The following is a 24,938-nucleotide window of genomic DNA, read 5'->3' as shown; positions in this document are numbered from 1 at the left end:
GGTCATCACCACTCTGCGAGAGGTTACGTTGACCGATTTCGAACGCTATTACCAACGCATCCGCAGCCAGCAAAAGCGCGACAACCTGCTCTGGTCGCTGCTGCTGATCGCGCTTTACCTGGCTGCCGGCAAGGTCGCTGAATTCAATCTGTTCACCGTCTGGCAATCGCTGCCGCATTTCTTCGATTACATTGGTCAAACCTTGCCGGTGCTGCATCTGCCGCTGCTGTTTTCCGACGGCAAAACCCAGGGTTCGCTGGCGTACTGGGGCTATCGTCTGCACATTCAGCTGCCGCTGATTTGGGAAACCTTGCAGCTGGCGATCTCCTCAACGCTGGTCGCCGTATTGACGGCCGCCGTGCTGGCCTTTTTCGCCGCCGACAATACCCAGTCTCCTGCGAGCGTACGTCTCGCCATTCGTACGCTGGTGGCCTTTTTACGCACCATGCCGGAACTCGCCTGGGCGGTAATGTTTGTAATGGCGTTTGGCATCGGCGCTATCCCCGGCTTTCTGGCGCTGGCGCTGCATACCATTGGCAGCCTGACCAAGCTGTTTTATGAGGCGATTGAGAGCGCCTCGGACAAACCGGTGCGCGGTCTCGCCGCCTGTGGTGCCAGCAAGCTGCAACGTATGCGCTTCGCCTTCTGGCCGCAGGTTAAGCCGGTTTTCCTCTCCTACAGTTTTATGCGTCTGGAGGTTAACTTTCGCTCCTCCACCATTCTCGGACTGGTAGGGGCGGGCGGCATCGGCCAGGAGCTGATGACCAATATCAAACTTGACCGTTACGATCAGGTCAGCATTACGCTGCTGCTGATTGTAGTGGTGGTGTCGCTGCTGGATATGCTCTCCGGCTGGCTGCGTCGCCGCGTGGTAGAAGGAGTACGCTGAATGATCGCGATGGCCCCGGACACAGGAAAACTCAGGCAGCAACACCCGCAACTCTTCGTGGTACAGCGCCGCTATCTGCGCCGCATCGCACTGCTGGCGCTGGCGGCACTGCTCTACTACCTGTTCTTCTTTTATCAGTTTGGCATCGGCTGGAGCCGCACGATTCAGGGCTGTCAGCAGCTTGGCCAATACTTTATGCATATGTTTGTCTGGCACGACTTCGCCAGCTGGCCCTTTGCTTATTATTTCTCGCAGATCGGCATTACCTTAGGGATTGTGTTTGCCGGGACCGTTACCGCCTCGCTGCTGGCACTGCCGCTGTCGTTTCTGGCGGCGCGCAACGTGATGCACGATCGGGCCACGCGTCCCGTGGCGCTGCTGGTGCGTCGCCTGTTCGATCTGATGCGCGGCGTCGATATGGCGATTTGGGGATTAATCTTTGTGCGCGCCGTGGGCATGGGACCGCTGGCCGGGGTGCTGGCGATTGTGGTTCAGGATATCGGGCTGCTCGGCAAGCTTTATGCGGAAGGGCACGAGGCGGTGGAGCGCTCGCCGGGACGCGGGCTGAGCGCGGTAGGGGCCAACAGCCTGCAAAAACACCGTTACGGCATCTTTACCCAGTCGTTTCCCGCTTTCCTCGCCCTCAGCCTCTATCAGATTGAATCCAACACCCGCTCGGCGGCGGTGCTCGGCTTTGTCGGGGCGGGCGGCATCGGCCTGGTCTACGCGGAGAATATGCGCCTGTGGAACTGGGACGTGGTGATGTTTATCACCCTGCTGCTGGTGGCGATTGTGATGACGATGGATGCGATCTCCTCCCGACTGCGCAAGCGCTATATCAACGGGAAAACGGTGCCGCTCTGGCAGCCTGACGCGCAAGCTTAAGCCGCTGGCTGCGCTGCCAGGCGCGCTGCAGCGCCTGCACCAGCTGCGGCTGGCTCCAGGGCTTCGCCAGCCGTTCGCACAGCGGCAGCGTCACCGGCTGGTGGCGCAGATCCTGGCCGCTGATCAGCAGCGTGGCGAGGCCCGGCCACTGCTGCTGCGCCTGGCGAATCACCTCCGCGCCGCTGAGTTTTCCCGGCAGCATCAGGTCGCTGATCAGCAGATCGATATCGGGCGTCTGGCGCAGCAGCGTCAGCGCCTGCTCGCCGTCGCCGCACTCCAGCGTCAGATAGCCCAGGGCATGCAGATGCTCGCAGAGCGTCTCGCGTACCGCTGGCTCATCGTCCAGCACCAGCACCAGCCGCTCCTCCGCCGCATCGGCCACCGGCAGCGCCAGGGGCAACGGTTGAGAAGGCTGCTCCGGCGCGCGCGGTAACAGCAGGCGTACCGTGGTGCCCTGGCCTGGCGCGGTCTCCAGCTCAACCTGCCCGCCAGACTGGCGCACAAAGCCATATACCATTGACAGCCCCAGACCGCTGCCGCTGCCGGTGGGCTTGGTGGTAAAAAAAGGTTCGAAAACCTGCTCGCGTACCCCGGCGGACATGCCGCAGCCGCGATCGATGACCTCAATAGTGACGCGGTCACGTTTTTCGCCCTGTTCCTGGCGACGCTGATTCCAGATGCGCAGACAGATTTCGCCGCTCTGCTGCTGCATCGCGTCGCGCGCATTCACCACCAGATTCATCAATGCGTTCTCCAGCTGGCTGGCGTCGATCCACGCGGGCCAGCCGGGGCGCTGCGCGTCGATCACCAGCTGCTGGCCCGGCAACAGCGAATGTTGCAGCAGTCCCTGCAAATTCTCCACCAGCGCCACCACCGACACCGCGCGCGGGTAGAGCGCCTGTTTGCGCGAGAAGGCGAGCAGACGCTGGGTCAGCTGGGCGGCGCGATCCGCCGCCTGGCGCGCGCGCTCAACGCGGCTGGCGACAGGGCCGGGCGGCAGCTGGCCCACGGTAAGCTCCAGGCTGCCGACGATCACCGCCAGCAGATTATTGAAGTCGTGCGCCAGACCGCCGGTAAGCTGGCCTACCGCCTTCATCTTCTGGCTGTGCACCAGCGCCTCCTCCAGCGCCTTGCGCGCGCTGCGCTCCAGCACGGTATTCACCATGCCGCGCCGGGGCACCGGGCTGAAGCGCAGCTCCAGCGTTCTGCCATCCGCCAGCCGCACCTCCTGCGGATCGCCCACGTCGTTCAGCGTAATGCCGATACGCGTCAGCAACTGCTGGTAATGCAGGCCGCGATGCAGATCGCGCGGCGACAGGCCCAGCAAATGCGGATACTGCGCGTTCCATACCACCAGCTCACCGTGGTTATCGAACAGGGCGAAGCCGTCGCGCATCGCCAGAAAGGTGGATTCAAGCTGGCTGCTTTTCTCTTTCAGCAGGCGCGAGGTGTGTTCCAGCGAGGCGGTATTGCGCGCAAAAACGTTAAAGGCACGCGCCAGATCCCCCAGCTCATCGCGCCGTTGCAGGCCCGGCACGCTGACGTGCTTCTCCCCCTGCGCCAGCTGCGTCATGGCGTGGGCAATAGCGGTCAGGCTGGAACCCAGGTTGCGGTAGATGTAGTAACCGGCGTAGCAGGTGATCGCCAGCGCCAGCAGCACAAACAGGGAGATAAACAGGATAATGGAGTTGAGTTCGCGATGGGTTTCCTGCAGGCGCGCGTCGCTTTGCTGCGCGACCTGCTGCACGCAGGCGGTAATATCCACGTTCAGCATCGCCACCAGCGCCTTGATGCGGTAAGTGGCGTAAGCAATCGCCAGATCGCTCTCTTCCAGCTGCTGCGCCAGCGGCACCAGTGACTGTCCGGTGGCGAACAGCCGCTCGATTTTGCTGTTCAGCACCGTATCTGCGCGGTGTTCCGGCCACTGCCGCATCACCGCCTGCCATCGATCGATAGCAGCCCAGGGCGACGCGGTGCCAATCGCCACCTCAATCAGCGCCATCGCCTGCTGGCGCAGCGCCGCAGGTGGGGCGTCGGGATTGTTTTGCGCCAGCGTATTGATATGGGTCAGCAGCAGCTGCGATTGCCAGAGTCCGCTGAGCATCTGGTTGCGCTGCAGGTGGCGCTGATGGCCGCGCAGCAGCAGCTGGCTGATGGTTTCCTGTAACATCAGGCTGCGCATCCGCATCCGCGCCACCCGTTCCGGCTGGCGGGCAGCCAGTGGCGCACGGGCGAGCAGCGCCAGCGAGCGCTGCAATGCCTGCTGCTGCTGCGCCAGACGCGCCGATTCGCTCTGGTATTCCAGCGCGCCCACTACCTGCGCCAGTCGCACCGCCGCGGTCGCTACGTTCGCGGTATCACGCGCCAGCGCCAGGCTGCCGTTCATGTCCGTCAGCGTCTGCGCCTGCGCCAGCTCCTGAATCCGTCCGGCGTGACGAAAGCCGAGGATCGCCACCACGCTTACCATCAGCGTGACGCTCACCACCAGCAGATTAAACAGCAGCAGGCGCCCGCGCGCCCCGGCCTGCCATGCGTAAACCCGTTGCACCATCGGCTGTCTCCCTGAAGCGTTAGCGCGAGTATAAAAGCGGGGGCGGCGGCAAATATGACAATTGTGAACGGGCGCTGACATTTTCCATTTATCTGCGGCTGGTTAACTCGCTGCATCACCCTGAGCGGGAGCGGGCCAATGACAGCGACACCGATACTGGAAATGAAAGGCATATCGCGCCGGTTTGGCACCTTTTACGCCCTGAAAGAGGTGGATCTCACCGTCTGGCCGGGAGAGGTGCATGCCCTGATGGGGGAAAACGGCGCGGGAAAAAGCACGCTGATGAAAATTTTAGCCGGTGCCTATAGCGCCAGCAGCGGGGAAATCATTATCGATGGCAAGCCCTGGGTAATCAAAGGGCCAAAAGAGGCGCTGGCGGCGGGCATTACGCTGATCTATCAGGAGATCAATCTGGCGCCGAATCTCACGGTGGCGGAAAACATCTTTCTCGGCAGCGAGATCCGCCATCTCGGCATGGTGAAGCGTAAACAGATGGCGCTGGAGGCACAGCAGGTGATTGACCGCCTCGGCGCACAGTTCTCCGCCACCGACCTGGTGAGCAAGCTGAGCATTGCCGAGCAGCAGCAGGTGGAGATTGCGCGCGCGCTGCACCGCAACAGCCGCATTCTGGTGATGGATGAACCCACGGCGGCGCTCTCTAACCGCGAAACCGAACAGCTGTTCGCCCTGATTAAACGGCTGCGCAACGAGGGCATGGCGATTATCTATATCAGCCACCGCATGGCGGAGGTGTATGAGCTTTCCGATCGCGTCAGCGTGCTGCGGGATGGTCAGTATGTTGGCAGCCTGACGCGGGACAAGCTCAACGCCAGCGAGCTGGTGCGCATGATGGTCGGCAGGCCGCTCAGCGACCTGTTTAACAAGGATCGCACCATTGCGTTTGGCGCGATTCGGCTGGCGCTGAATAACCTCACCGACAACGGCAAAATCCATCCCAGCAGCCTGGAGGTACGCGCCGGTGAAATTGTCGGTCTTGCCGGGCTGGTGGGGGCCGGACGCAGCGAGCTGGCGCAGATGATCTTCGGCGTGCGCAAGCCAGGCGGCGGCGATATCTGGATCGATGGCGAAAAGGTGAAAATCCACTCACCGCGCGAGGCGATCGCTGTAGGGATCGGCTTTCTCACCGAAAACCGCAAAGAGCAGGGGCTGTTTCTGGAGCTGGCGGCGCATGAAAACATCGTGATGGCGACGCTGGAGCGTGACGCCAGCTATGGCCTGCTGGACCGGCGCAAAGCACAAAAGATCTCCAGCGAGGCGATCAAAACGCTAAATATTCGCGTGCCTCATGCGCAGGTGCGTGCCGGCGGGCTTTCCGGCGGCAATCAGCAGAAGCTGCTGATTTCGCGCTGGGCCGCTATCAATCCACGCATTTTGATCCTCGACGAACCGACGCGCGGTGTGGACGTCGGCGCGCGCAGCGAAATCTACCGCATGATGAACCAGATGGCGCATCAGGGGGTGGCGATTCTGATGATCTCCAGCGAGCTGCCGGAGGTGGTCGGCATGAGCGATCGGGTCTACGTGATGCGCGAGGGAACCATCGCCGGAGAGCTGGCTGCTGACCAGATCAGCCAGGAAAATATCATGACGCTGGCGACCGGCGCGCACGCGTCGCAGCCCGCAGAAGCTTGAGGAGAAAGCAGCATGACCAGTGAAAGCGCACGCGCCAAAACCCCTACGCTGAAGCGCGCCTTTATGGGCGACCTGGTGCAGACGGTGGGCATCCTGCCGATTCTGATCCTGATCGTGGCAGTATTTGGTTTTGTCGCCCCGAACTTTTTTACCGAGGCCAACCTGCTGAACATTACGCGCCAGGCCTCGATCAATATCGTGCTGGCGGCGGGGATGACCTTTGTGATCCTGACCGGCGGTATCGACCTTTCGGTGGGATCGATGCTTGGCACCACGGCGGTGGTGGCGATGATCACCTCGCTCGATCCCGCTTTCGCCTCGATGACCATTCCGGCGGCGCTGGGCGCGGGTCTGCTGATGGGGCTGTTTAACGGCATTCTGGTCGCCTGGGCGGGGCTACCGCCCTTTATCGTCACCCTGGGCACCTACACCGCCATGCGCGGCGCGGCCTATCTGCTGGCGGATGGCACCACGGTGATCAACTCCGACATTAACTTTGAGTGGATCGGCAACGGCTATCTGGGGCCGGTTCCCTGGCTGATTGTGATCGCTTTTGCGGTGATTGCGCTTTGCTGGTTCCTGCTGCGTCGCACCACGCTGGGCATTCATATCTATGCCGTGGGCGGCAATATGCAGGCGGCGCGTTTGACCGGGATCAAAGTGGGCGCGGTGCTGGTGTTTGTCTATGGCGTCAGCGGACTGCTCTCCGGGCTGGGCGGGCTGATGAGCGCTTCACGTCTCTACAGCGCCAACGGCAATCTCGGGGTCGGCTATGAGCTGGACGCGATTGCGGCGGTGATCCTCGGCGGCACCAGCTTTGTCGGCGGTATCGGCACCATTACCGGCACGCTGATCGGCGCGCTGATTATCGCCACCCTGAATAACGGCATGACGCTGATGGGCGTCTCCTATTTCTGGCAGCTGGTGATTAAGGGCGGGGTGATCATTATTGCGGTGTTGATCGATAAGTATCGTACCCGGCATCACGTAAGCTAACGGGCTATCTTACTTGCCATATTGCCACCGGCAGTGCTCGTCATCCTCACGTACTGCTTGTACGCTGCGGTGACTGCGCGCTGGCCGTCGGCAAACTGGCTGCGCCGATAACGCCCGTGATAACGGTGAGTAAAAAGAAGAACCTCAGGCCATTTTGCGGTTGGCAACGATAAAATAGCAGCAGGAGAAAAAATATGCGTTTCAATCCGATTGTAACCGGGCTGCTGGCGGCGACGCTGCTCAGCGCTCCGCTGGTTCAGGCAAAAGAGCTGAAGTCGATTGGCGTTACCGTAGGCGATCTCGCCAACCCGTTCTTTGTGCAGATCACCAAAGGGGCGGAGAAGAAGGCGCATGAGCTGGCGGGCGACAAGGTGAACGTGACGTTGGTTTCCAGCGGTTACGACCTCGGCCAACAGGTCGGCCAGATCGATAACTTTATCGCCGCCAAAGTAGACATGATTATCCTTAACGCCGCCGACTCCAAAGGTATCGCCCCGGCGGTGAAGCGCGCCCGTGACGCCGGTATCGTAGTGGTGGCAGTGGACGTGGCAGCCGACGGCGCCAACGCTACCATCACCTCCGATAACACCCAGGCGGGGGCGATGGCCTGTAAATATATTTCCGACCGCCTGAAGGCGAAAGGCAACGTGGTGATCATCAACGGACCGCCGGTCTCCGCCGTGCAGAACCGTGTAGAAGGCTGCATGACCGAGCTGAAGCGCCACCCGGAGATCAAGCTGCTGTCATACAACCAGAACGCCAAAGGAAGTCGTGAAGGCGGGCTGGAGATCATGACCTCGCTGCTCTCCGCCAATCCGAAGATCGATGCGGTGTTCGCCATCAACGATCCCACGGCGATCGGCGCCGATCTGGCGGCGAAACAGGCGCAGCGCAGCGAATTCTTTATTGTCGGCGTAGATGGATCGCCCGACGGCGAAGAGGCGCTGAAACGTAAAAATTCCCTGTTTGTCGCGACGCCAGCCCAGGACCCGCAGGTCATGGCCTCCAGAGCGGTGGAAATCGGTTACGACATCCTGCAGGGCAAACCGGCACCGGATAAACCGGTGCTGATCCCGGTTACGCTGATCGACCGCAACAGCGTCAACAGCTACAAGGGCTGGACGGTGAAATAACCATCAGGCGGCGCGCGGCACCACAGGCCGCGTGCGTTGTCCGACAAGGGGAGAGGCGCTTATGCAACGTTCGGAAGTCAACGCCATTTTACAGCGCACGCGCGAGTTCTTTATGCGCCAGGATGTGCATCTGCCCGCCTGGGCGGATTACGGCCTCAGCCAGTGGCGCGCGCTGGACAAAAGCCGCGCGGCAGAGCTGCTGGCGCTGCGGCTGGGCTGGGACGTCACCAGCTTTGGCGAGCCTGATTTTCAGCAAACCGGCCTAACGTTGTTTACCCTGCGCAACGGCTCTCCCGGCGGTCAGCCCTGGCGCAAGCCCTATGCTGAGAAGGTGATGCACATTCGCGATGGCCAGGTGACGCCGATGCACTACCATCCGCAAAAGATGGAGGACATCATCAATCGCGGCGGCGGCAATCTGATTGTGGAGTTGCATAACCGCGCAGGCGATCGGCTGGCGGAAAGCACGGTGAGCGTGACGCTGGACGGCATCAGCCAGACGCACGCCGCCGGTTCGCAGATACGGCTGTCTCCCGGCGAGAGCGTGACGCTGCCGCCCGGCATCTGGCACAGCTTCTGGGGCGAGGCGGGCTATGGCGATGTGCTGGTAGGCGAAGTGTCGATGCCCAACGACGACGAGCATGACAATGTATTTCTTACGCCGCTGGCGCGCTTCAATCCTCTTGACGAGGATGAAGCGCCGCGCTGGCTGCTCTGCAATGAATATCACCGCTGGCTATGATCCGAGATCAGGCGGTTTGCGTTGAGAGCATTGCTGCCCCTGGCCGCGCCACGTCAGCGGAAAAGACATAGCCCAGACCGCGAATGGTGCGGATCAGCGTCGGCTGATGGGGGTTTACCTCTATCTTGCGCCGCAGCCGCATAATCAGCACATCAATGGTGCGATCGAACACCTCCAGGCTTTCGCTATGGGTCAGCTCAAGCAGCTGATCGCGCGTCAGTACCTTGCGCGCATGACGGATCAGCGCACGCAGCAGCGCATACTCGCCCTGAGTAAGCGCCACCGCTTCACGCTGCGGATTAAACAGCTGACAGCGCGCTTCGTCCAGCTGCCAACCGTTGAACTGCCAGCCCGTGTCCTGTTCCGGCGTGGGCAGCGTCAGGCGACCGCAGCGGCGCAGCGCGGCGCGCGCCCGCGCCACCACCACGCGCGGATTAAACGGCTTGGCGATATAGTCGTCCGCGCCCATCTCCAGACCCACCACCATATCCGCCTCCGATCCCATGCCGGTCAGCATAATCACCAGCAGTTCCGGGCGCAGGCGCTGCATCTGTTGCAGCACCAGCAGGCCGTTGGTGTCGGGCAACATCATATCCAGCATCACCAGCGCAATGTCCGGATGCTGCGCCAGCAGCGGCACCACCTCTTTACCCTGATGGCAGGTATACACGGTAAACACATGCTCGCTGAGCACATCGCGCAGCAGTTCGCAAACGGCGCGTTCGTCATCGACCACCAGTATCGCGGGCTTCATCCTGTGACTCTTATTGTAGCGATTGGGTTAAAGCTGAGTGTACACAGGCCGTTAAAGCCTGCGCGCCGGAAACGCGGAAGTGTGAGAAACATCGCCCGACGGCTGTTGAAATCGTGCAGTGGCGCAAAGTTCGCGCGTCAAGGCGGAGAGGCTGCGCATGCTGCTTTGCACCAAAAATGAGCACTGCACCTTTCTGGTGCCTTGCTTTGGTTCAGACTATTCTTATTTTGCGTGGCGCACCCTGCGGCGGGCCGTTTTTGCCGCGTTACGTCATGGCATAGCAATTGCTATGAGAGCAGAGGGGGAGGTTGTATACAAGGCATCAGCCGCGCAACCTGACGGCAGAGCATGCAGTCGACGACCCGCAACACAATAATGCGCATGCAAACCACATTGGCAAGTGAGAACGCACGTCAGTAGCGTCTCCATGTTACGAGAGATGATGATGTTAGAAAAACTATTCAAGCTCCAGGCTCACAACACGACGGTTCGTACCGAGATCGTCGCGGGGATTACCACCTTCCTTGCGATGGCTTACATCCTGTTTGTTAACCCCAGCATTCTCAGCGCGACCGGTATGGATAAAGGTTCGGTGTTTGTCGCCACCTGTCTGGCGGCGGCCATCGGCTCCGTGCTGATGGGTCTGATCGCTAACTATCCCATCGCGCTGGCACCGGGCATGGGGCTGAACGCCTTCTTTACCTACACCGTTGTGCTGCATATGGGCTACACCTGGCAAATCGCGCTGGGTGCGGTGTTCCTCTCCGCAGTGATCTTCTTCGCGCTGTCGATTTTCAAAATTCGTGAATGGATCATCGCCAGCATTCCGCTGCCGCTGCGCGCCGGCATTGCTGCCGGTATCGGTCTGTTTCTGGCGCTGATTGCGCTGGAAGGGGCGGGTATCGTGGTGGACAACCCGGCCACGCTGGTCGGCATCGGCGACCTGACGAAGCCGGGACCGCTGCTGGCGATGCTGGGCTTTATCATTATCGTGGTGCTGGAAGCGCGCCGTGTGACCGGCGCAGTGCTGATCGGCATTCTGCTGGTGACCTTTATTTCCATGGGGATTGGCCTGTCGCCTTTTGCAGGCGTTTTCTCCGCGCCGCCCTCTATCGCGCCGACCTTTATGCAGCTCGATATCGCCGGTGCCTTTAACGTAGGCCTGGTAAGCGTGATTTTCGCCTTCCTGTTTGTTGACGTGTTTGATAACACCGGCACGCTGCTGGGCGTGACCAAGCGCGCCGGTCTGGCGGATGAGCAAGGCAATGTGCCGAAGATGGGCCGCGCGCTGGTGGCCGATAGCGCCGCTGCGCTGTTTGGTTCGCTGTTGGGCACTTCTACCACCACCAGCTATGTGGAATCGGCGGCGGGCGTCAGCGCCGGTGGCCGTACCGGTCTGACCGCAGTGGTGGTTGCGATTCTGTTCCTGCTCAGCCTGTTCTTTTCGCCGCTTGCCTCCAGCGTACCGGTTTACGCCACCGCGCCTGCGCTGCTGTTTGTGGCGGTGCTGATGACCTCGGGTCTGGCGGAGATTGACTGGAAAGATATCACCACTGCCGCGCCAGTTACCGTAACCGCGTTGACGATGCCGCTGACCTACTCAATTGCTAACGGCATCGCGTTCGGGTTCATCACCTGGACGGTGGTGAAGCTGCTGAGCGGCCGTACGCGTGAGCTGAATGCGGCGCTGGTGATTCTCTCGATTCTGTTTGTGATCAAGTTGGGCTGGCTGAGCGCCTGATCCCCCCTCCGGCATTAAACCCAGGGCCAGCCTGAACGGTATCCGGGCTGGCCCTGGCGCTTATCTGAACGGCGGTTCGTTAAACGTCCGCAGCTTACGAGAATGCAGCTTATCCCCTTCGGCGCGTAACAGTTCTACTGCGCAAATACCAATTTGCAGATGTTCCGAAATCGCCCCTTCATAAAAACGGTTCGCCTGGCCGGGCAGCTTGATCTCGCCGTGCAGAGGTTTGTCAGAAACGCAAAGCAGGGTGCCGTAGGGCACGCGGAAACGGTAACCCTGCGCGGCGATGGTGGCGCTCTCCATATCTACCGCCACCGCGCGGCTGAGGTTAAAGCGCAGCGCGGAGGCGGAATAGCGCAGCTCCCAGTTGCGGTCGTCCGTGGTCACTACCGTGCCGGTGCGCAGACGATGCTTAACCGCCTCGCTGTCCATGCCGCTCACCGCTTTGGTGGCGTCGTAAAGCGCACGCTGCACCTCGGCGATGCTGGGAATCGGAATATCGGGTGGCAGCACGCTGTCGAGCACGTGATCGTCGCGCAAATAGGCGTGCGCCAGCACGTAGTCGCCGATGGTCTGGCTTTCACGCAGCCCGCCGCAGTGACCAATCATCAGCCAGGCGTGCGGACGCAGCACCGCCAGATGGTCGCAGATGGTTTTCGCGTTCGACGGGCCCACGCCGATATTCACCAGCGTAATGCCGCGCCGGTTGGGCGAGGTAAGGTGCCAGGCGGGCATCTGATGCTTCTTCCAGGCGAGATCGGACATCATCGCCTCGGCATCCGGCGTATCAGCGGTGATCACCACGTCACCGGCGCAGGCCAGGCTGTCGTAAGACGTTTGCGGATCGCGCACCTGCTCAATCGCCCAGCGCACAAACTCATCCACGTAACGCGTGTAGTTGGTGAACAGCACAAAGGGCTGAAAATGCTCCACCGCCGTGCCGGTGTAGTGGCGCAGGCGGGCAAAGGAGAAATCGCTGCGCAGCGCATCGAAATGGGAGAGCGGGTAAAAGGTGCTCGGGTTAAACAGGCCATCGGCGGTCTCATCGCCAATCTGCGACAGTTCGGTGGTAGGAAAATAACGAGCGATACCGGCGCTCATGGTGCGATCCAGCGACAGATCCGAGCCGTCAATCACGTAAGGATAGGGGATCTCCTGCTGCGACGGACCCACTTCAATCACCACCTCATACTCTTTCTCGATCATCGCCAGCTGCTCGCTCAGATAGTGACGCAGCAGCGCCGGGCGCGCGATGGTGGTGCTGTAGCTGCCGGTATGGGTAAAGCGGCCCCAGGCGCGGGTGCGGTTGCGCTGCGGGCCATCGCCCAGCCAGCTGATACGCAGCTCAGGATAGACAAACAGCCCCTGCGCCCGCGCTGCGGCATCCGGCAGGGTGCCCTGTTCCGTGAAGGTTTTTATCGCCTCGCGCAAGGCGGCGACGGCGTTATCGTAAAGGCGCTCCAGCTCATCCAGCGCTTGCTGGCTGGTCAGGCCGTTCCGTTGCGTTTCCATAACTTCTCCTGGCTTTTGGTCATCTGTTAAGAGGGTAAGCTTAGCTGTAGTCTCTCTCATCCCGGTGAAGAATCTGTGATCCATCCCATTTTGCACCAACGCGGTGCTGGTGCGCGCGGCGACAATCGGTATTGTGAGTGAGCAAGCCGGTAATTTCATACTGTTAACATAACGTCGCGGCAAAAGCAGGATCTGCCTGTATCTTCCTTGCTGTCGCTTCGCCTGCGGCGTAACAAGAATATCGGATCGCGCCGCACAGAAAATTTTTGCAACCTGCTGTTACCTCTGGCGAGCTTTTTGCTTACAGATTAACCGTGGCCCTGCTGGCCGCACTGTACTCTCCGATAAGTTGATTCAGAAATTGATTTCTCCCAAGCCGTGGTCTGGCATTTGCTCCTAACCGTGTTGAGGATTGACAGAATGTCTCTGAAATTAATGAATTTATCCATCAAGGCCGTGATTGCAGGGTGTTTGAGCGTTGCCTTTTACGCACAGGCAGATATCAAAATCGGCGTAGCCGGTCCTTTCTCCGGCCCCAATGCCACCTACGGCGCGCAGTACTGGAAGGGCGCGTCGCAGGCTGCGGAAGATATTAATGCCGCAGGCGGCATCAACGGCGAGAAAATCGTGCTGGTGCAGGGCGATGATGCCTGCGAACCCAAACAGGCGGTCTCGGTGGCTAACCGTCTGGCGGATCAGGACAAGGTGATGGCAGTGGTCGGCCATTTCTGCTCCTCTTCTACCATGCCCGCCTCGGAGGTTTATGACGAAGCCGGGATTCTCACCATTACTCCCGGCTCCACCAATCCACAAATCACCGAGCGCGGCATGAACGGCATGTTCCGTATGTGTGGCCGCGACGATCAGCAGGGCAGCATTGCCGCTAACTACATTCTGGATACCCTGAAGGCGAAGAAAGTAGCGGTGATCCACGATAAAGATACCTACGGGCAGGGCCTGGCCGACGCCACCAAAGCCGCGCTGCAAAAACGCGGCGTGAAAGAGGTAATGTACGAAGGGCTTTCTCGCGGCGAGAAAGATTTCAACGCGCTGGTGACCAAGATGTCCTCGCTGAATCCTGACGTGGTCTATTTTGGCGGCTGCCATCCCGAAGCGGGACCGCTGGTGCGCCAGATGCGCGAGCAAGGCATGAAGGCGAAGTTCTTCTCCGGCGACTGCATCGTGACCGAGGAGATGGTGACTGCGGCGGGCGGTCCTCAATATACCAACGGCGTCTATATGACCTTTGGCAACGATCCGCGTCAGATTCCGGCGGGCAAAACGGTGATTGAGAAGTTCCGCGCCAGCGGCTTCGAGCCTGAGGGCTACACCCTCTATGCCTACGCTTCCATTCAGACGCTGGCGGCGGCCTATAAGGCGGCGGGCAAAGATAATGAGAAAGCGAGCGCCTGGCTGAAGGCCAACAGTGTCGATACCGTGATGGGCAAAAAAGCCTGGGACAGCAAAGGCGATCTTAAAGTCTCCGACTATGTGATCTACCAGTGGGATGATAAGGGCAAATATCACCAGCTGTAAGCTATGACGTCACAGCTCCCCTCCGCACGGCGGGGAGATCTCCACGTTGGGCCACGCGCCGGTGCTGGCCCACCTTCGGCGAGAGCACTCTATGGATGCGTTTTTTCTGCAGCAGCTGGTGAATGGCCTGACGCTGGGTGCGGTCTACGGCCTGATCGCCATCGGCTACACCATGGTTTACGGCATTATCGGCATGATCAACTTTGCTCACGGCGAGGTCTATATGATCTCCGCCTACCTGTGCGCCATCGCGCTGGCGCTGCTCTCCTTTTTTGGCGTGCAGTCGTTTCCCCTGCTGATTTTCGGCACGCTGCTGTTCACTATCGTCGTCACCGCCGTTTACGGCTGGACGATTGAGCGCATCGCCTACCGTCCGCTGCGCAACTCCACGCGCCTGGCACCGCTGATCTCTGCCATCGGCATGTCGTTGATCCTGCAAAACTATGTGCAGATCAGCCAGGGACCGAATCAGCAGGGCATTCCCACGCTGCTCACCGGCGTGCTGCGCATGGAGATTGACGGCGGTGTGGTGCAAATCACCTGGACCAAAGTGTTTATTCTGATTGCGGCTTTTTGCGGCATGGCGCTGCTGACCTGGATTATCCAGTACACGCGCCTCGGGCGCATCTGTCGCGCGGTGCAACAGGATCGGCGCATGGCCTCGATTCTCGGTATCAACACCGATCGGGTGATTTCGCTGGTGTTTGTCATGGGCGCGGCAATGGCCGGTCTGGCGGGGGTGTTGGTCACCATGAACTACGGCACCTTTGATTTTTATGCCGGTTTTATTATCGGCATCAAAGCCTTTACCGCCGCGGTGCTGGGCGGCATCGGCTCGCTGCCGGGAGCGATGCTGGGCGGGCTGCTGCTTGGCGTGGCGGAGGCGCAGTTCGCCGGCATGGTGAACTCCGATTACAAAGATGTTTTCTCGTTTGCCCTGCTGGTGGTGATTCTGATTTTCCGGCCGCAGGGCCTGCTGGGCCGACCGCTGGTGGCGAAAGTATAAGGAAGCGACGATGACAGACGCGATTGATGTGCGCCAGAGCCTGCTTGATACGGTGATGGCCGGGCTGGTGGCGCTGGTGGTATTTGGGCCGATAGTGGGCGTAGTGTTGGATGGTTACAGTTTTCATCTCTCCGCCGCGCGCGTGGGGCTGCTGATCGTGATTGTGATGGCGGGCAGGCTGCTGCTGAGCCTGTTCCTGCAAAGCGCTGCCGGGGTGCGTTTTGTCCGTAAATTCAGAGGGTCGGATCAGGGCGTTTTTGTTCGTCAGCCCGATTACCGCTCGCCGCTGCGCTGGATCATTCCGCTGCTGCTGGTGGCTGCGATAATTTTTCCGGTGTTCTCCAGCAAATATCTGCTCACGGTGGCGATCCTCGGCCTGATCTACGTGCTGCTCGGGCTGGGGCTGAATATCGTGGTGGGGCTGGCGGGCCTGCTCGACCTCGGGTACGTGGCGTTTTACGCCATTGGCGCTTACGGGCTGGCGCTCGGCTACCAGTATCTCGGGCTGGGATTCTGGAGCATGCTGCCGCTGGCGGCGCTGATGGCCGCCTGTGCCGGGGCGCTGCTCGGCTTTCCGGTGCTGCGCATGCACGGCGACTATCTGGCGATTGTCACCCTCGGCTTCGGGGAAATTATCCGCCTGATCCTCACTAACTGGCTCGATTTCACCGGCGGGCCGAACGGCGTCTCGGTGCCTTCACCCACCTTTCTCGGGCTGGAGTTTGGCCGCCGCGCGCGCGAAGGCGGCACGCCGTTTCATGAGTTTTTTCATCTCAGCTACAACCCGAACATGAAGTTTATCTTTATCTACGCGGTACTGGTTCTGGTGGTGCTGCTGGTACTGTTTATCAAGCACCGGCTGACGCGGATGCCGATTGGTCGCGCTTGGGAAGCGCTGCGCGAGGATGAGATCGCCTGCCGCGCCATGGGCCTGAATCATGTGCTGGTCAAGCTCTCCGCCTTTATGCTTGGCGCTTCTACCGCCGGTATCGCCGGGGTGTTTTTCGCCAGCTATCAGGGCTTCGTTAATCCCACCTCCTTTACCTTTTTCGAGTCGGCATTGATTCTGGCGATTGTGGTGCTGGGCGGTATGGGATCGACGCTGGGGGTCGTGCTGGCCGCCTTTGTGCTCACCGTGGCGCCGGAACTGCTGCGTAGCTTTGCCGAATATCGCGTGCTGCTGTTCGGCATGCTGATGGTGCTGATGATGATCTGGCGACCGCGCGGGCTGGTGCGCACCAGTCGGGTCGGCGTGCCTCAGCGTTCAGGAGTGCGCCATGAGTGACGTCATTTTGCAGGTGGAAAACCTGATGATGCATTTCGGCGGCATCCGGGCGCTCAACGATGTCAGCCTGGAGGTGGCACGTGGTTCAGTCACGGCGCTGATCGGCCCGAACGGGGCGGGCAAGACCACGGTGTTTAACTGCCTCACCGGCTTCTATCGCGCCAGCGGCGGCCGCATTCTGCTGAACGCCAACCAGCGCTCCACCGATGTGATCCAGATCCTCGGGCAGAAAATTCGTGCCGCCGACCTGATCAACCCGGCGCGGCTTGGATCACGCATCTGGTACAAAATGTTTGGCGGCGCGCATCTGGTGAACCGGGCCGGGCTGGCGCGCACCTTCCAGAATATCCGCCTGTTCCGCGAGATGTCGGTGATCGAGAACCTGCTGGTAGCCCAGCATATGCAGGCGAACCGCAATCTGCTGGCGGGGGTGTTTAATACCCGCGCTTACCGCGAGGCGGAGAGCCGCGCGCTGGATCGAGCCTTTTACTGGCTGGAGGTGGTGGATCTGGTGGAGAGCGCCAACCGGCTGGCGGGCACGCTCTCCTATGGGCAGCAGCGTCGGCTGGAGATCGCCCGCGCCATGTGTACGCAGCCGGAGCTGATCTGCCTGGATGAGCCGGCGGCGGGGCTGAATCCGGTGGAAACCGAGGCGCTGAGCCGCATTTTGCACCGACTGCGCGCCGATCACCGCATTACCGTGCTGCTGATTGAACATGACATGGGCATGGTGATGAGCATTTCCGATCGGATTGTGGTGCTGGATCACGGCGACGTGATTGCGCGCGGCACGCCGCAGCAAATCCAGCATGATGAGCGGGTCATCGCCGCTTATCTCGGCGTGGATGAAGAGGAGAGCGATCATGGCTGAACCGATGCTGGCCTTTGAGGCGGTGGATCTGTTCTATGGCCCGATACAGGCGCTGAAAAAGGTCTCGTTGACGGTGAACGAAGGGGAAACGGTGGCGCTGATTGGCGCCAACGGCGCGGGAAAATCCACGCTGCTGATGTCGATTTTTGGTCAGCCGCGCATCGCCGCCGGGGAGATCTTTTATCGCGGTGTGGCGATCAGCCACAAATCGACCCATTTTATCGCCAGCAACGGTATCGCTCAGGCGCCGGAGGGCAGGCGCATCTTTCCGGACATGACGGTGGAAGAAAATCTGCTGATGGGCACCATCGCGATTGGCAACCGCTTTGTGAAGGAGGATAAGGATCGTCTCTATCAGCTTTTTCCCCGTCTGCTCGAGCGACGTAAGCAGCGCGCCATGACGCTCTCTGGCGGCGAGCAGCAGATGCTGGCGATTGCGCGCGCGCTGATGAGTCGTCCCAAACTGCTGCTGCTGGATGAACCGAGCCTTGGCCTGGCGCCGATCGTGGTGAAGCAGATCTTTACCATTCTGCGCGAGCTGACGCAGCAGGGGATGACGCTGTTTCTGGTGGAGCAGAACGCGCGCCATGCGCTGAAGCTCGCCGATCGCGGCTATGTGATGGTAAACGGCGAGATCCGTCTGAGCGGCAGCGGCGCGGAACTGCTGAATAATGAGGAGGTTCGCAGCGCTTATCTGGGGGCAGCGACACAGGCTGCCGTTAGCGCGGCAAAAAGTTCGTAATAAATATTAAATCGGGCCGGAAAGACTTTGCATAATTTCTGGCCCCCTATCATCATTAGATCTCCTGTCCAATCTCTTCTGATTTGGTATCCACTTGCAAAATCCTGGCGTAGCAGTGATGCGGGCGATCAAACGCACGGCGTGGTATCCGAAACGTCGCGCTTATCGCACGCTGTTCTGGCGTGAAATCACGCCGCTGGCGATCCCCATCATGATCGAAAACACCTGTGTGCTGTTGATGGGCGTACTGAGCACCTTCCTGGTGAGCTGGCTGGGGAAAGAGGCGATGGCGGGCGTCGGGCTCGCTGACAGCTTCAATATGGTGATCATCTCCTTTTTTGCCGCCATCGATCTCGGCACCACGGTGGTGGTCGCCTTCAGCCTGGCGAAACGCAACGGCAAGCGCGCCCGCGCGGCGACGCGCCAGTCGCTCGGCCTGATGACGGTGCTGGCCTTTGTGCTGGTGATCGCCATTGAGTTCTGGGGGCATGTGATTATCGATCTGATTGCCGGTAGCGCGGAACCCCAGGTGAAAGAGCTGGCGCTCAGCTATCTGCAAACCTCCGCCTGGAGCTACCCGGCGGCGGCTATCGCGCTGATCGGCAGCGGCGCGCTGCGCGGGGCGGGCAATACCAAAATCCCCATGCTGATTAACGGCGGCATGAACATTCTCAATATCGTCATCAGCAGCGTGCTGATTTATGGCTGCTTCTCCTGGGATGGGCTTGGCTTTGTCGGAGCCGGGCTGGGGCTGACGATTTCCCGCTATATCGGGGCGATCGGTGTGATTTATGTGCTGATGATCGGCTTTAACGGCTCAATGAAGATTACCCTGCCGAGCTATTTCCGCCGCTGGAACAGCAATATCCTGATGGAAGTGCTGAGCATCGGCGTACCGGCCAGCATCGAATCGGTGCTGTTTAACGGCGGCAAGCTGCTGACCCAGGTGTTTGTCGCCGGGATGGGCACCAGCGAAATCGCCGGTAACTTTATCGCCTTCTCTATCGCTTCGCTGATCAACCTGCCGGGTAACGCACTGGGTTCGGCTTCTACCATTATCACCGGCACGCGCCTCGGCAAAAATGAGGTGTTTCAGGCGGAACGTCAGGTGAAGCACGTTTTCTGGCTGGCGATGATCTGTCTCTGTTCGCTGGCGTTGCTGACCGTGCCGTTTTCCGGGCTGCTGGCGCGCTTTTACACTCGCGACCCGGAGGTTATTACCGTCACGCAGCATTTGATCTGGCTGAATGCCGCCTTTATGCCGATCTGGGCCGCCTCCTGGGTGTTGCCTGCCGGGCTGAAGGGCGCACGCGATGCGCGTTACACCATGTACGTTTCCATGTTCAGCATGTGGGGCGCGCGCGTGGTGGCGGGTTACTACTTAGGCATTGTGCTGGGCATGGGGGTAATTGGCGTCTGGCTCGGCATGTTCCTTGACTGGGCGGTGCGTGGCCTCTGTTTCTGGTGGCGGTTGAAAAGCGGAAAATGGCTAAACAACTACCGTAAAATGGTGGCGAAAAACGGGCCCTGATATTCCCCAGGCGCGAGACTCTCGCGCCTGGGGATACGCTTAATTTCCATTAAAAATTAAATAATAATTCGGGGAAATAAGTAAAAGCTATTATTTCCCCGGCGTTGTTCTGTGTCATTTTCATAAGTGACAAAATAAGAAAAGGCTTCCTGCTTTTATTAACCCCGCCAGGTTAATTGTTTTTCCCGGACACAGACGCGGGCCGTAATAAGATTATTCTCAGAATGTTCTGCTGCTGAACTTTATTTTTCAGAAGGAGTAACAGATTTGGATACGCCTGAAGAAAAGATTGCGCCGCTATTTTCCGTTCGTCAGCTCTCCGTGGCGTTGCCTGCCGGTATGGACCGGCGTTACGCGGTAGAAAACCTCAGTTTCGATCTCTGGCCCGGCGAGATCCTTTGCATTATCGGCGAGTCCGGCTCCGGTAAGTCGGTCACCGCCCACGCCGCGATGGGGTTGCTGCCAAAGGCGCTGCGCGTTACCTCCGGCGAGATACGGCTGCGCGGAACCGATCTGTTGCAGCAGACGCCGGAGCAGCTGCGCGGCCTGCAGGGAAAAACCATCGCCATTATTTTTCAGGACCCGCTTTCCGCCCTGAATCCGCTGATGACCATCGGCGAGCAGATCAATGAAGTGATGCTGGCCCATAAGGTCGGCACCAGTAGCAGCAGGCGCGACAAAGTGCTGGTGCTGTTGCAGGAGGTTGGCCTGCCGGAACCGGAAAAAATTCAGCACCAATATCCGTTTCGCCTCTCTGGCGGCCAGCGGCAGCGCGTGATGATCGCCATGGCGCTGGCGCTCGATCCCGACGTACTGATCGCCGATGAACCCACGACCGCGCTCGACGTCACCACCCAGGCGCAGATTCTGCAATTGATTCGCGCGTTGCAGCAGCGCAAGGGGATGAGCGTGATGTTTATCACCCATGACTTCGGCGTGGTGGAAGAGATTGCGGATCGGGTAATCGTGATGGAGAAGGGCAACCGCGTTGAATCCGGCCCGGCGCAGCAGGTGCTGCGCGCGCCGCAGCATCCCTATTCGCAAAAGCTGATCGCCGCGGTGCCGCGTATGCAGCCGCAAAGCAAACCGGCAAAGCCGGATGCGCCGCGGGTGTTGCAGGTGAAGCAGCTGTGTAAAACCTATCGCGGTGAAAGCGGCTGGCTGAGCCGCGCCCGCGAAGTGAAAGCGCTCAACAACATCAGCTTCAGCCTGAACAAAGGCGAAACTTTAGGCATTGTCGGCGAGTCCGGCTCCGGTAAATCTTCGTTGGGACGGGTGCTGCTCAAGCTGCTGCCCGCCGATAGCGGCGAAATCCTGTTTGATGGTCGCGACATCCTGCCGATGAGTGAAAATGCGTTCCGCCCGCTGCGCCGCTGGATCCAGATGATTTTCCAGGACCCCTTCGCCTCGCTGAATCCGCGCCACACCATCGGCACCATTCTTTCCGCAGGCCCGCTGGCGCTGGGCGGCATGAGCGCCAACGAGGTGCGGCAAAAGGCGCAGCGACTGTTAACCCTGGTCGGTCTGGATGCAGGTGCCTGGGCGCGTTATCCCCATGAGTTTTCCGGCGGGCAGCGCCAGCGCATCGGCATTGCGCGGGCGTTGATGTTTGATCCGGTACTGCTGGTGGCCGATGAGTCGGTGTCAGCGCTGGATGTTTCCATTCAGGCGCAGGTGCTGGCGCTGCTGCGTAAAATCCAGCAGCAGACGCAGGTGGCGATGATCTTCATTACCCACGATTTGCGCGTCGCCAGTGAGATCTGCGACCGTATCGCGGTGCTCTATCGCGGCGAAATTGTCGAGCAGGGCACGCCGCAGACGGTATTTCAGCAGCCGCAACATGCTTATACCGCGCAGCTGGTAAAGGCGATACCGGGCGCGGCTGAAAAAAGCATTGCAGCAATATAAGTACGATTAATTATCTGCACGCGGAAACGTTATTTCCGCAGCGGGCGGGAGAGCTGTGCGCGTTATTTTCGGGATCGCCCCAGAGTCGGGCGAAATAAACAGGATCAATCACGGGTTTAATTATGCCAGGTCCCTTTGTTGTGCCGGTTCACGGTGATATGAATTTGCCGGAAAAAGTCGATGTGGTGGTGATTGGCGGCGGCATTATCGGCTGCTCTACCGCGCTGGAAATTGCCGAGCAGGGCATCAGCGTGGCGCTGTGCGAAAAAGGCGGCATCGGCCAGGAGCAGTCGAGCCGTAACTGGGGGTGGGTGCGTCTGGCGCGCCGGGATCCGCGCGAGGTGCCGCTGATGGCGGAATCATTGCGCATCTGGCAACAGCTGGATGAGCGCCTCGGCGCGGATACCGGCTATCAGCGGGCTGGCATCGCTTTTCACTGCGCCAGCGAGCGGGAATTTGAGGAGCTGCGCAGCTGGTCCCGCCATCTTGAAGGCAGCGGATTCAGCGCGCAGATGCTGGACCGGGCGGGAGTGGAGAAACTGTTTCCCGGCCAGCGCATGCAGGGCGTCGGCGCGCTCTACACCCCGGACGATGGCCGTGCCGAACCACAAAAAGCCGCCCCCGCCATTGCCGAAGCGGCACGCAAGCAGGGGGCAACCCTTCTTACCGAATGCGCGGTGCGCGGCATTGAAACCCAGGCCGGACGCGTTTCAGGCGTTATCACCGAGCGCGGAGCCATCGCCTGCGAGTCGGTGGTGCTGGCTGGCGGCGCCTGGTCAAGCCTGTTTGCCGGTCGTTTCGACCTGCGTCTGCCGCAGCTCAAGGTACTGAACAGCGTGGTGCGTACTGCGCCGCTGCCGGGCGGGCCGGAAACCGCCTTTTGGGCGCGCGACTTCGCCATCCGCAAGCGTCAGGACGGCGGCTACAGCATCGCGTCGGGCCACGAGAGCGAAGTGGATATCGTGCCGAAAACCTTTCGCTTCGCGCGCGACTTTATGCCTGCGCTGCGCCACGAGTGGGGTTCGCTGCGCCTGCGTCTGGGCGGCCGCTTTTATGACGAGATGCGCATTCCCGATCGCTGGGAGATGGATGAGCCAAGCCCGTTTGAATATTGCCGTGTGCTCGATCTGCCGCCCTCCGTTTCGCTCACCGACAAGGTACTGAGCCAGCTACGCCAGCAGCTTCCCGCCTTCGCCAATCTGAAGGTGGCGCAGCGCTGGGCGGGTTGTATCGACGTGCTGCCCGATGCCATTCCGGTGATTTCCGGGGTGGATCGCTATCCCGGCCTCTTTATGGCGACCGGCTTCTCCGGCCACGGCTTCGGTATCGGCCCGGCGGCGGGACGACTGATGGCGGATCTGGTACTGAATCGTCCGCCGATTGTGGATCCAAAAGCCTTTCGTTTCTCACGTTTTAGTGATGGTTCGAAAATTGAAATCATGACCGGTTACTGAGTTGCTGCGCGCCCGGCGCGGCATGGTGCTTTTGCGTTCACCTGAGGAATAGAGATGAGCAACAAGTTTACAGACTCCCTGCCACAACTCTCGCGTCGGCAGGCACTGGTTTATCTGGCATCCGGTACCGCGGCGCTGGCGCTGCCCGGTCTGTTTGGCGGTAGCCTGGCCCGCGCCGCCATGCCCGGCAGCGGCGTGGGCGGACAAATGGTGGTGGGCTTCTCGCAGGAACCCACGGTGTTCAATCCCCTGATGCCGCACATTGAGGTGGACGACGGCCTTCACTTCAGCCTGTTCGATCCGCTGTTTGCCATCGACGACAAAGGCAATTTTACTCCGGCGCTGGCCAGCGAGGTGCCGACGCAGGAGAACCACGGTATCTCCGCCGACGGGCTGCAATTCCATCTGAAGCTGCGCGACGGCGTGAAGTGGCATGACGGCCAGCCTTTTACCGCTGAGGATGTGAAGTTCACCCTGGAGCTGCTGGTGGATCCCAATTTCCGCAGCTGGAGCCGTGCGGGCCATGAGCTGGTGCGTGACATCAAGGTGATATCGCCGACCGAAATCAGCTGGCGCATGGAAAAACCCTATTCGCCTTACACTTCGATTCTGGCCGCCACCTTTATCGTGCCGAAACATCTGCTGGCCAACGTCAGCGATAAAAACAACGCCCCTTTTAACAGCGCCCCGGTCGGCACCGGCCCGTTCAAATGGCAGCAGCGCGTTCCGGGCGACCATATTGAGCTGGTCGCGAACAAAAGCTATTTCCTCGACGGGCCGAGGCTGGATCGGCTGATCTACAAATACATTCCCGATCTCAACGTGATGTATACCCAGTTTGCCTCCGGCGATATCGACGTGGTGGGCCTGCAATGGATTTCAGCCGACCATTATGACGAAGCGAAAAAGCTGCCGGGTAAAGTGGTGGATGTGTTCCAGAGCGCCACCATCGAAAACTTTGCCTTCAATCTCGGCAGGCCGCAATTTCAGGAAGTGGCGGTGCGCGAGGCGCTCTATTACGCCATCGACAAGCAGACCATTATCGACGCGCTCTATTACGGTCTGCCGAAGCCGACCGAAACCTATATGCCGATGCAGTCTCCCTGGTTTAATCCCGACCTGCCGAAGCATGAATACAACCCGGATAAGGCGAAGAAACTGCTGGATGACGCGGGCTGGAAGCCGGGAGCCGGAGGGATACGTGAGAAAAACGGCGTTCGCCTCGCCTTCAGCAATTCCACCACCGCCGGAAACCACCTGCGCGAGCAGATGCAACAGTTTTTGCAACAGAGCTTTCAGGATATCGGCGTGGAGATGAAAATCGCCAACCTGCCGCCCGCAGTGATGTGGGGGGAGTTCTGGACGCAGGCGAAATTCGATACCGCCATAGTCGGCCTGAACTTCCTGGTGGGATCCGATCCCGATACCGCTAACTTTATGCGCAGCGACAACATTCCGGCGCAGGGCGGGGCGGGGCAAAACTACTTCCAGTATAAAAATCCGCAGGTGGACAAGCTGCTGGCGCAGGGCAGCGAGCAGTTCTCGCCGGAGAAACGCAAGGCCGCCTATTTGCAGGTTCAGTCACTGGTGCGACAGGATATGCCTTTTCTGACGCTGTTTACCTTTGCCAACGTACGCGGCCATAAGCAGGGGGCGGAGAACATTATTCCTAACGTCAACGTGCGCATCGATAGCTGGAACGTGAATAGCTGGTACTGGGACAAGGCTTAAGGTCAGGTTTTTCGC

At 60.1% G+C, this 24,938-nt stretch carries 19 protein-coding genes; 16 read left to right on the top strand and 3 right to left on the bottom strand.

Going from position 1 to position 24,938, the window contains the following annotated elements; genetic code table 11:
* The first annotated feature begins 28 nt into the window (after positions 1-28).
* Both phnE (ABU178_RS12040) and phnE (ABU178_RS12035) read left to right on the top strand, forming a co-directional pair.
* The gene (gene phnE, locus ABU178_RS12040; protein WP_397215086.1) at positions 29-889 is read left to right on the top strand and encodes a phosphonate ABC transporter, permease protein PhnE; all 861 of its coding nucleotides are present in this window, start codon (positions 29-31) and stop codon (positions 887-889) included.
* Positions 890-1,774 (top strand): phosphonate ABC transporter, permease protein PhnE, encoded by an 885-nt coding sequence (phnE, locus tag ABU178_RS12035; RefSeq protein ID WP_397215084.1) that lies wholly within the window; start codon positions 890-892, stop codon positions 1,772-1,774.
* Here phnE (ABU178_RS12035) and ABU178_RS12030 read toward each other — a convergent pair.
* Entirely contained in the window at positions 1,728-4,322 is a 2,595-nt protein-coding gene (locus ABU178_RS12030) for an ATP-binding protein (RefSeq protein WP_397215792.1), read from the bottom strand. The two genes, phnE (ABU178_RS12035) and ABU178_RS12030, sit on opposite strands and share 47 nt — an antisense overlap.
* Positions 4,323-4,463: 141 nt before the next feature.
* On the opposite strand from ABU178_RS12030, the gene ABU178_RS12025 reads away from it, so the two are divergent.
* From ABU178_RS12025 to ABU178_RS12010, 4 genes are all read left to right on the top strand, one after another.
* A complete protein-coding gene (locus ABU178_RS12025) occupies positions 4,464-5,978 on the top strand; it encodes a sugar ABC transporter ATP-binding protein (protein WP_397215082.1) in 1,515 nt (504 codons plus the stop codon).
* Positions 5,979-5,990: 12 nt separating this feature from the next.
* A complete protein-coding gene (locus ABU178_RS12020; RefSeq protein WP_397215080.1) occupies positions 5,991-6,974 on the top strand; it encodes an ABC transporter permease subunit in 984 nt (327 codons plus the stop codon).
* Positions 6,975-7,168: 194 nt separating this feature from the next.
* A complete protein-coding gene (locus ABU178_RS12015; protein WP_397215078.1) occupies positions 7,169-8,107 on the top strand; it encodes an ABC transporter substrate-binding protein in 939 nt (312 codons plus the stop codon).
* Positions 8,108-8,168: 61 nt separating this feature from the next.
* Entirely contained in the window at positions 8,169-8,849 is a 681-nt protein-coding gene (locus ABU178_RS12010) for a D-lyxose/D-mannose isomerase (RefSeq protein ID WP_397215077.1), read from the top strand.
* 7 nt (positions 8,850-8,856) lie between these two features.
* Here ABU178_RS12010 and ABU178_RS12005 read toward each other — a convergent pair whose 3' ends face one another.
* A complete protein-coding gene (locus ABU178_RS12005) occupies positions 8,857-9,603 on the bottom strand; it encodes a response regulator (protein WP_397215075.1) in 747 nt (248 codons plus the stop codon).
* Between the two features lie 442 nt (positions 9,604-10,045).
* Between ABU178_RS12005 and ABU178_RS12000 the strand changes: the two genes are divergently transcribed.
* Positions 10,046-11,344 carry an NCS2 family permease gene (locus ABU178_RS12000; RefSeq protein ID WP_397215790.1) on the top strand — a complete coding sequence of 433 codons (1,299 nt, stop codon included), beginning with the start codon at positions 10,046-10,048 and terminating at the stop codon, positions 11,342-11,344.
* A gap of 60 nt (positions 11,345-11,404) precedes the next feature.
* Here the strand turns inward: ABU178_RS12000 and ABU178_RS11995 are convergent, their stop codons facing one another.
* The gene (locus tag ABU178_RS11995) at positions 11,405-12,859 is read right to left on the bottom strand and encodes an AMP nucleosidase (RefSeq protein WP_397215073.1); all 1,455 of its coding nucleotides are present in this window, start codon (positions 12,857-12,859) and stop codon (positions 11,405-11,407) included.
* Positions 12,860-13,279: 420 nt separating this feature from the next.
* Between ABU178_RS11995 and ABU178_RS11990 the strand changes: the two genes are divergently transcribed.
* The 9 genes from ABU178_RS11990 (at position 13,280) to ABU178_RS11950 (ending at position 24,923) form a co-directional block, all read left to right on the top strand.
* Positions 13,280-14,395, top strand: coding sequence for a branched-chain amino acid ABC transporter substrate-binding protein (locus tag ABU178_RS11990; protein WP_397215071.1), 1,116 nt, complete (start codon positions 13,280-13,282; stop codon positions 14,393-14,395).
* A 91-nt stretch (positions 14,396-14,486) separates the two neighbouring features.
* Positions 14,487-15,401: an ABC transporter permease subunit gene (locus tag ABU178_RS11985; RefSeq protein WP_397215070.1), complete on the top strand. Its 915-nt coding sequence runs from the start codon at positions 14,487-14,489 to the stop codon at positions 15,399-15,401.
* Positions 15,402-15,411: 10 nt separating this feature from the next.
* Positions 15,412-16,686, top strand: a complete 1,275-nt coding sequence (gene livM, locus ABU178_RS11980) for a high-affinity branched-chain amino acid ABC transporter permease LivM (protein ID WP_397215068.1) — start codon at positions 15,412-15,414, stop codon at positions 16,684-16,686.
* Positions 16,679-17,557 (top strand): ABC transporter ATP-binding protein, encoded by an 879-nt coding sequence (locus ABU178_RS11975; protein WP_397215066.1) that lies wholly within the window; start codon positions 16,679-16,681, stop codon positions 17,555-17,557. The genes livM and ABU178_RS11975 overlap by 8 nt, the downstream gene beginning before the upstream one ends.
* Positions 17,550-18,299 (top strand): ABC transporter ATP-binding protein, encoded by a 750-nt coding sequence (locus ABU178_RS11970; protein ID WP_397215064.1) that lies wholly within the window; start codon positions 17,550-17,552, stop codon positions 18,297-18,299. Before ABU178_RS11975 ends, ABU178_RS11970 begins: the two co-directional genes overlap by 8 nt.
* A gap of 118 nt (positions 18,300-18,417) precedes the next feature.
* On the top strand, positions 18,418-19,830 hold the full coding sequence (locus ABU178_RS11965; RefSeq protein ID WP_397215063.1) for an EmmdR/YeeO family multidrug/toxin efflux MATE transporter: 1,413 nt from the start codon (positions 18,418-18,420) through the stop codon (positions 19,828-19,830).
* Between the two features lie 267 nt (positions 19,831-20,097).
* On the top strand, positions 20,098-21,738 hold the full coding sequence (locus ABU178_RS11960; RefSeq protein WP_397215061.1) for an ABC transporter ATP-binding protein: 1,641 nt from the start codon (positions 20,098-20,100) through the stop codon (positions 21,736-21,738).
* A 122-nt stretch (positions 21,739-21,860) separates the two neighbouring features.
* Entirely contained in the window at positions 21,861-23,192 is a 1,332-nt protein-coding gene (locus ABU178_RS11955) for an NAD(P)/FAD-dependent oxidoreductase (RefSeq protein WP_397215059.1), read from the top strand.
* A 54-nt stretch (positions 23,193-23,246) separates the two neighbouring features.
* Entirely contained in the window at positions 23,247-24,923 is a 1,677-nt protein-coding gene (locus ABU178_RS11950) for a peptide ABC transporter substrate-binding protein (protein WP_397215057.1), read from the top strand.
* Positions 24,924-24,938 lie beyond the last annotated feature (15 nt).

Origin of the sequence: Pantoea osteomyelitidis (assembly GCF_044342975.1) — a bacterium.
GTDB lineage: Bacteria > Pseudomonadota > Gammaproteobacteria > Enterobacterales > Enterobacteriaceae > Pantoea > Pantoea osteomyelitidis.
Note: the sequence above shows the minus strand (reverse complement) of the source record. Positions and strands in the feature narration are given on the sequence as shown.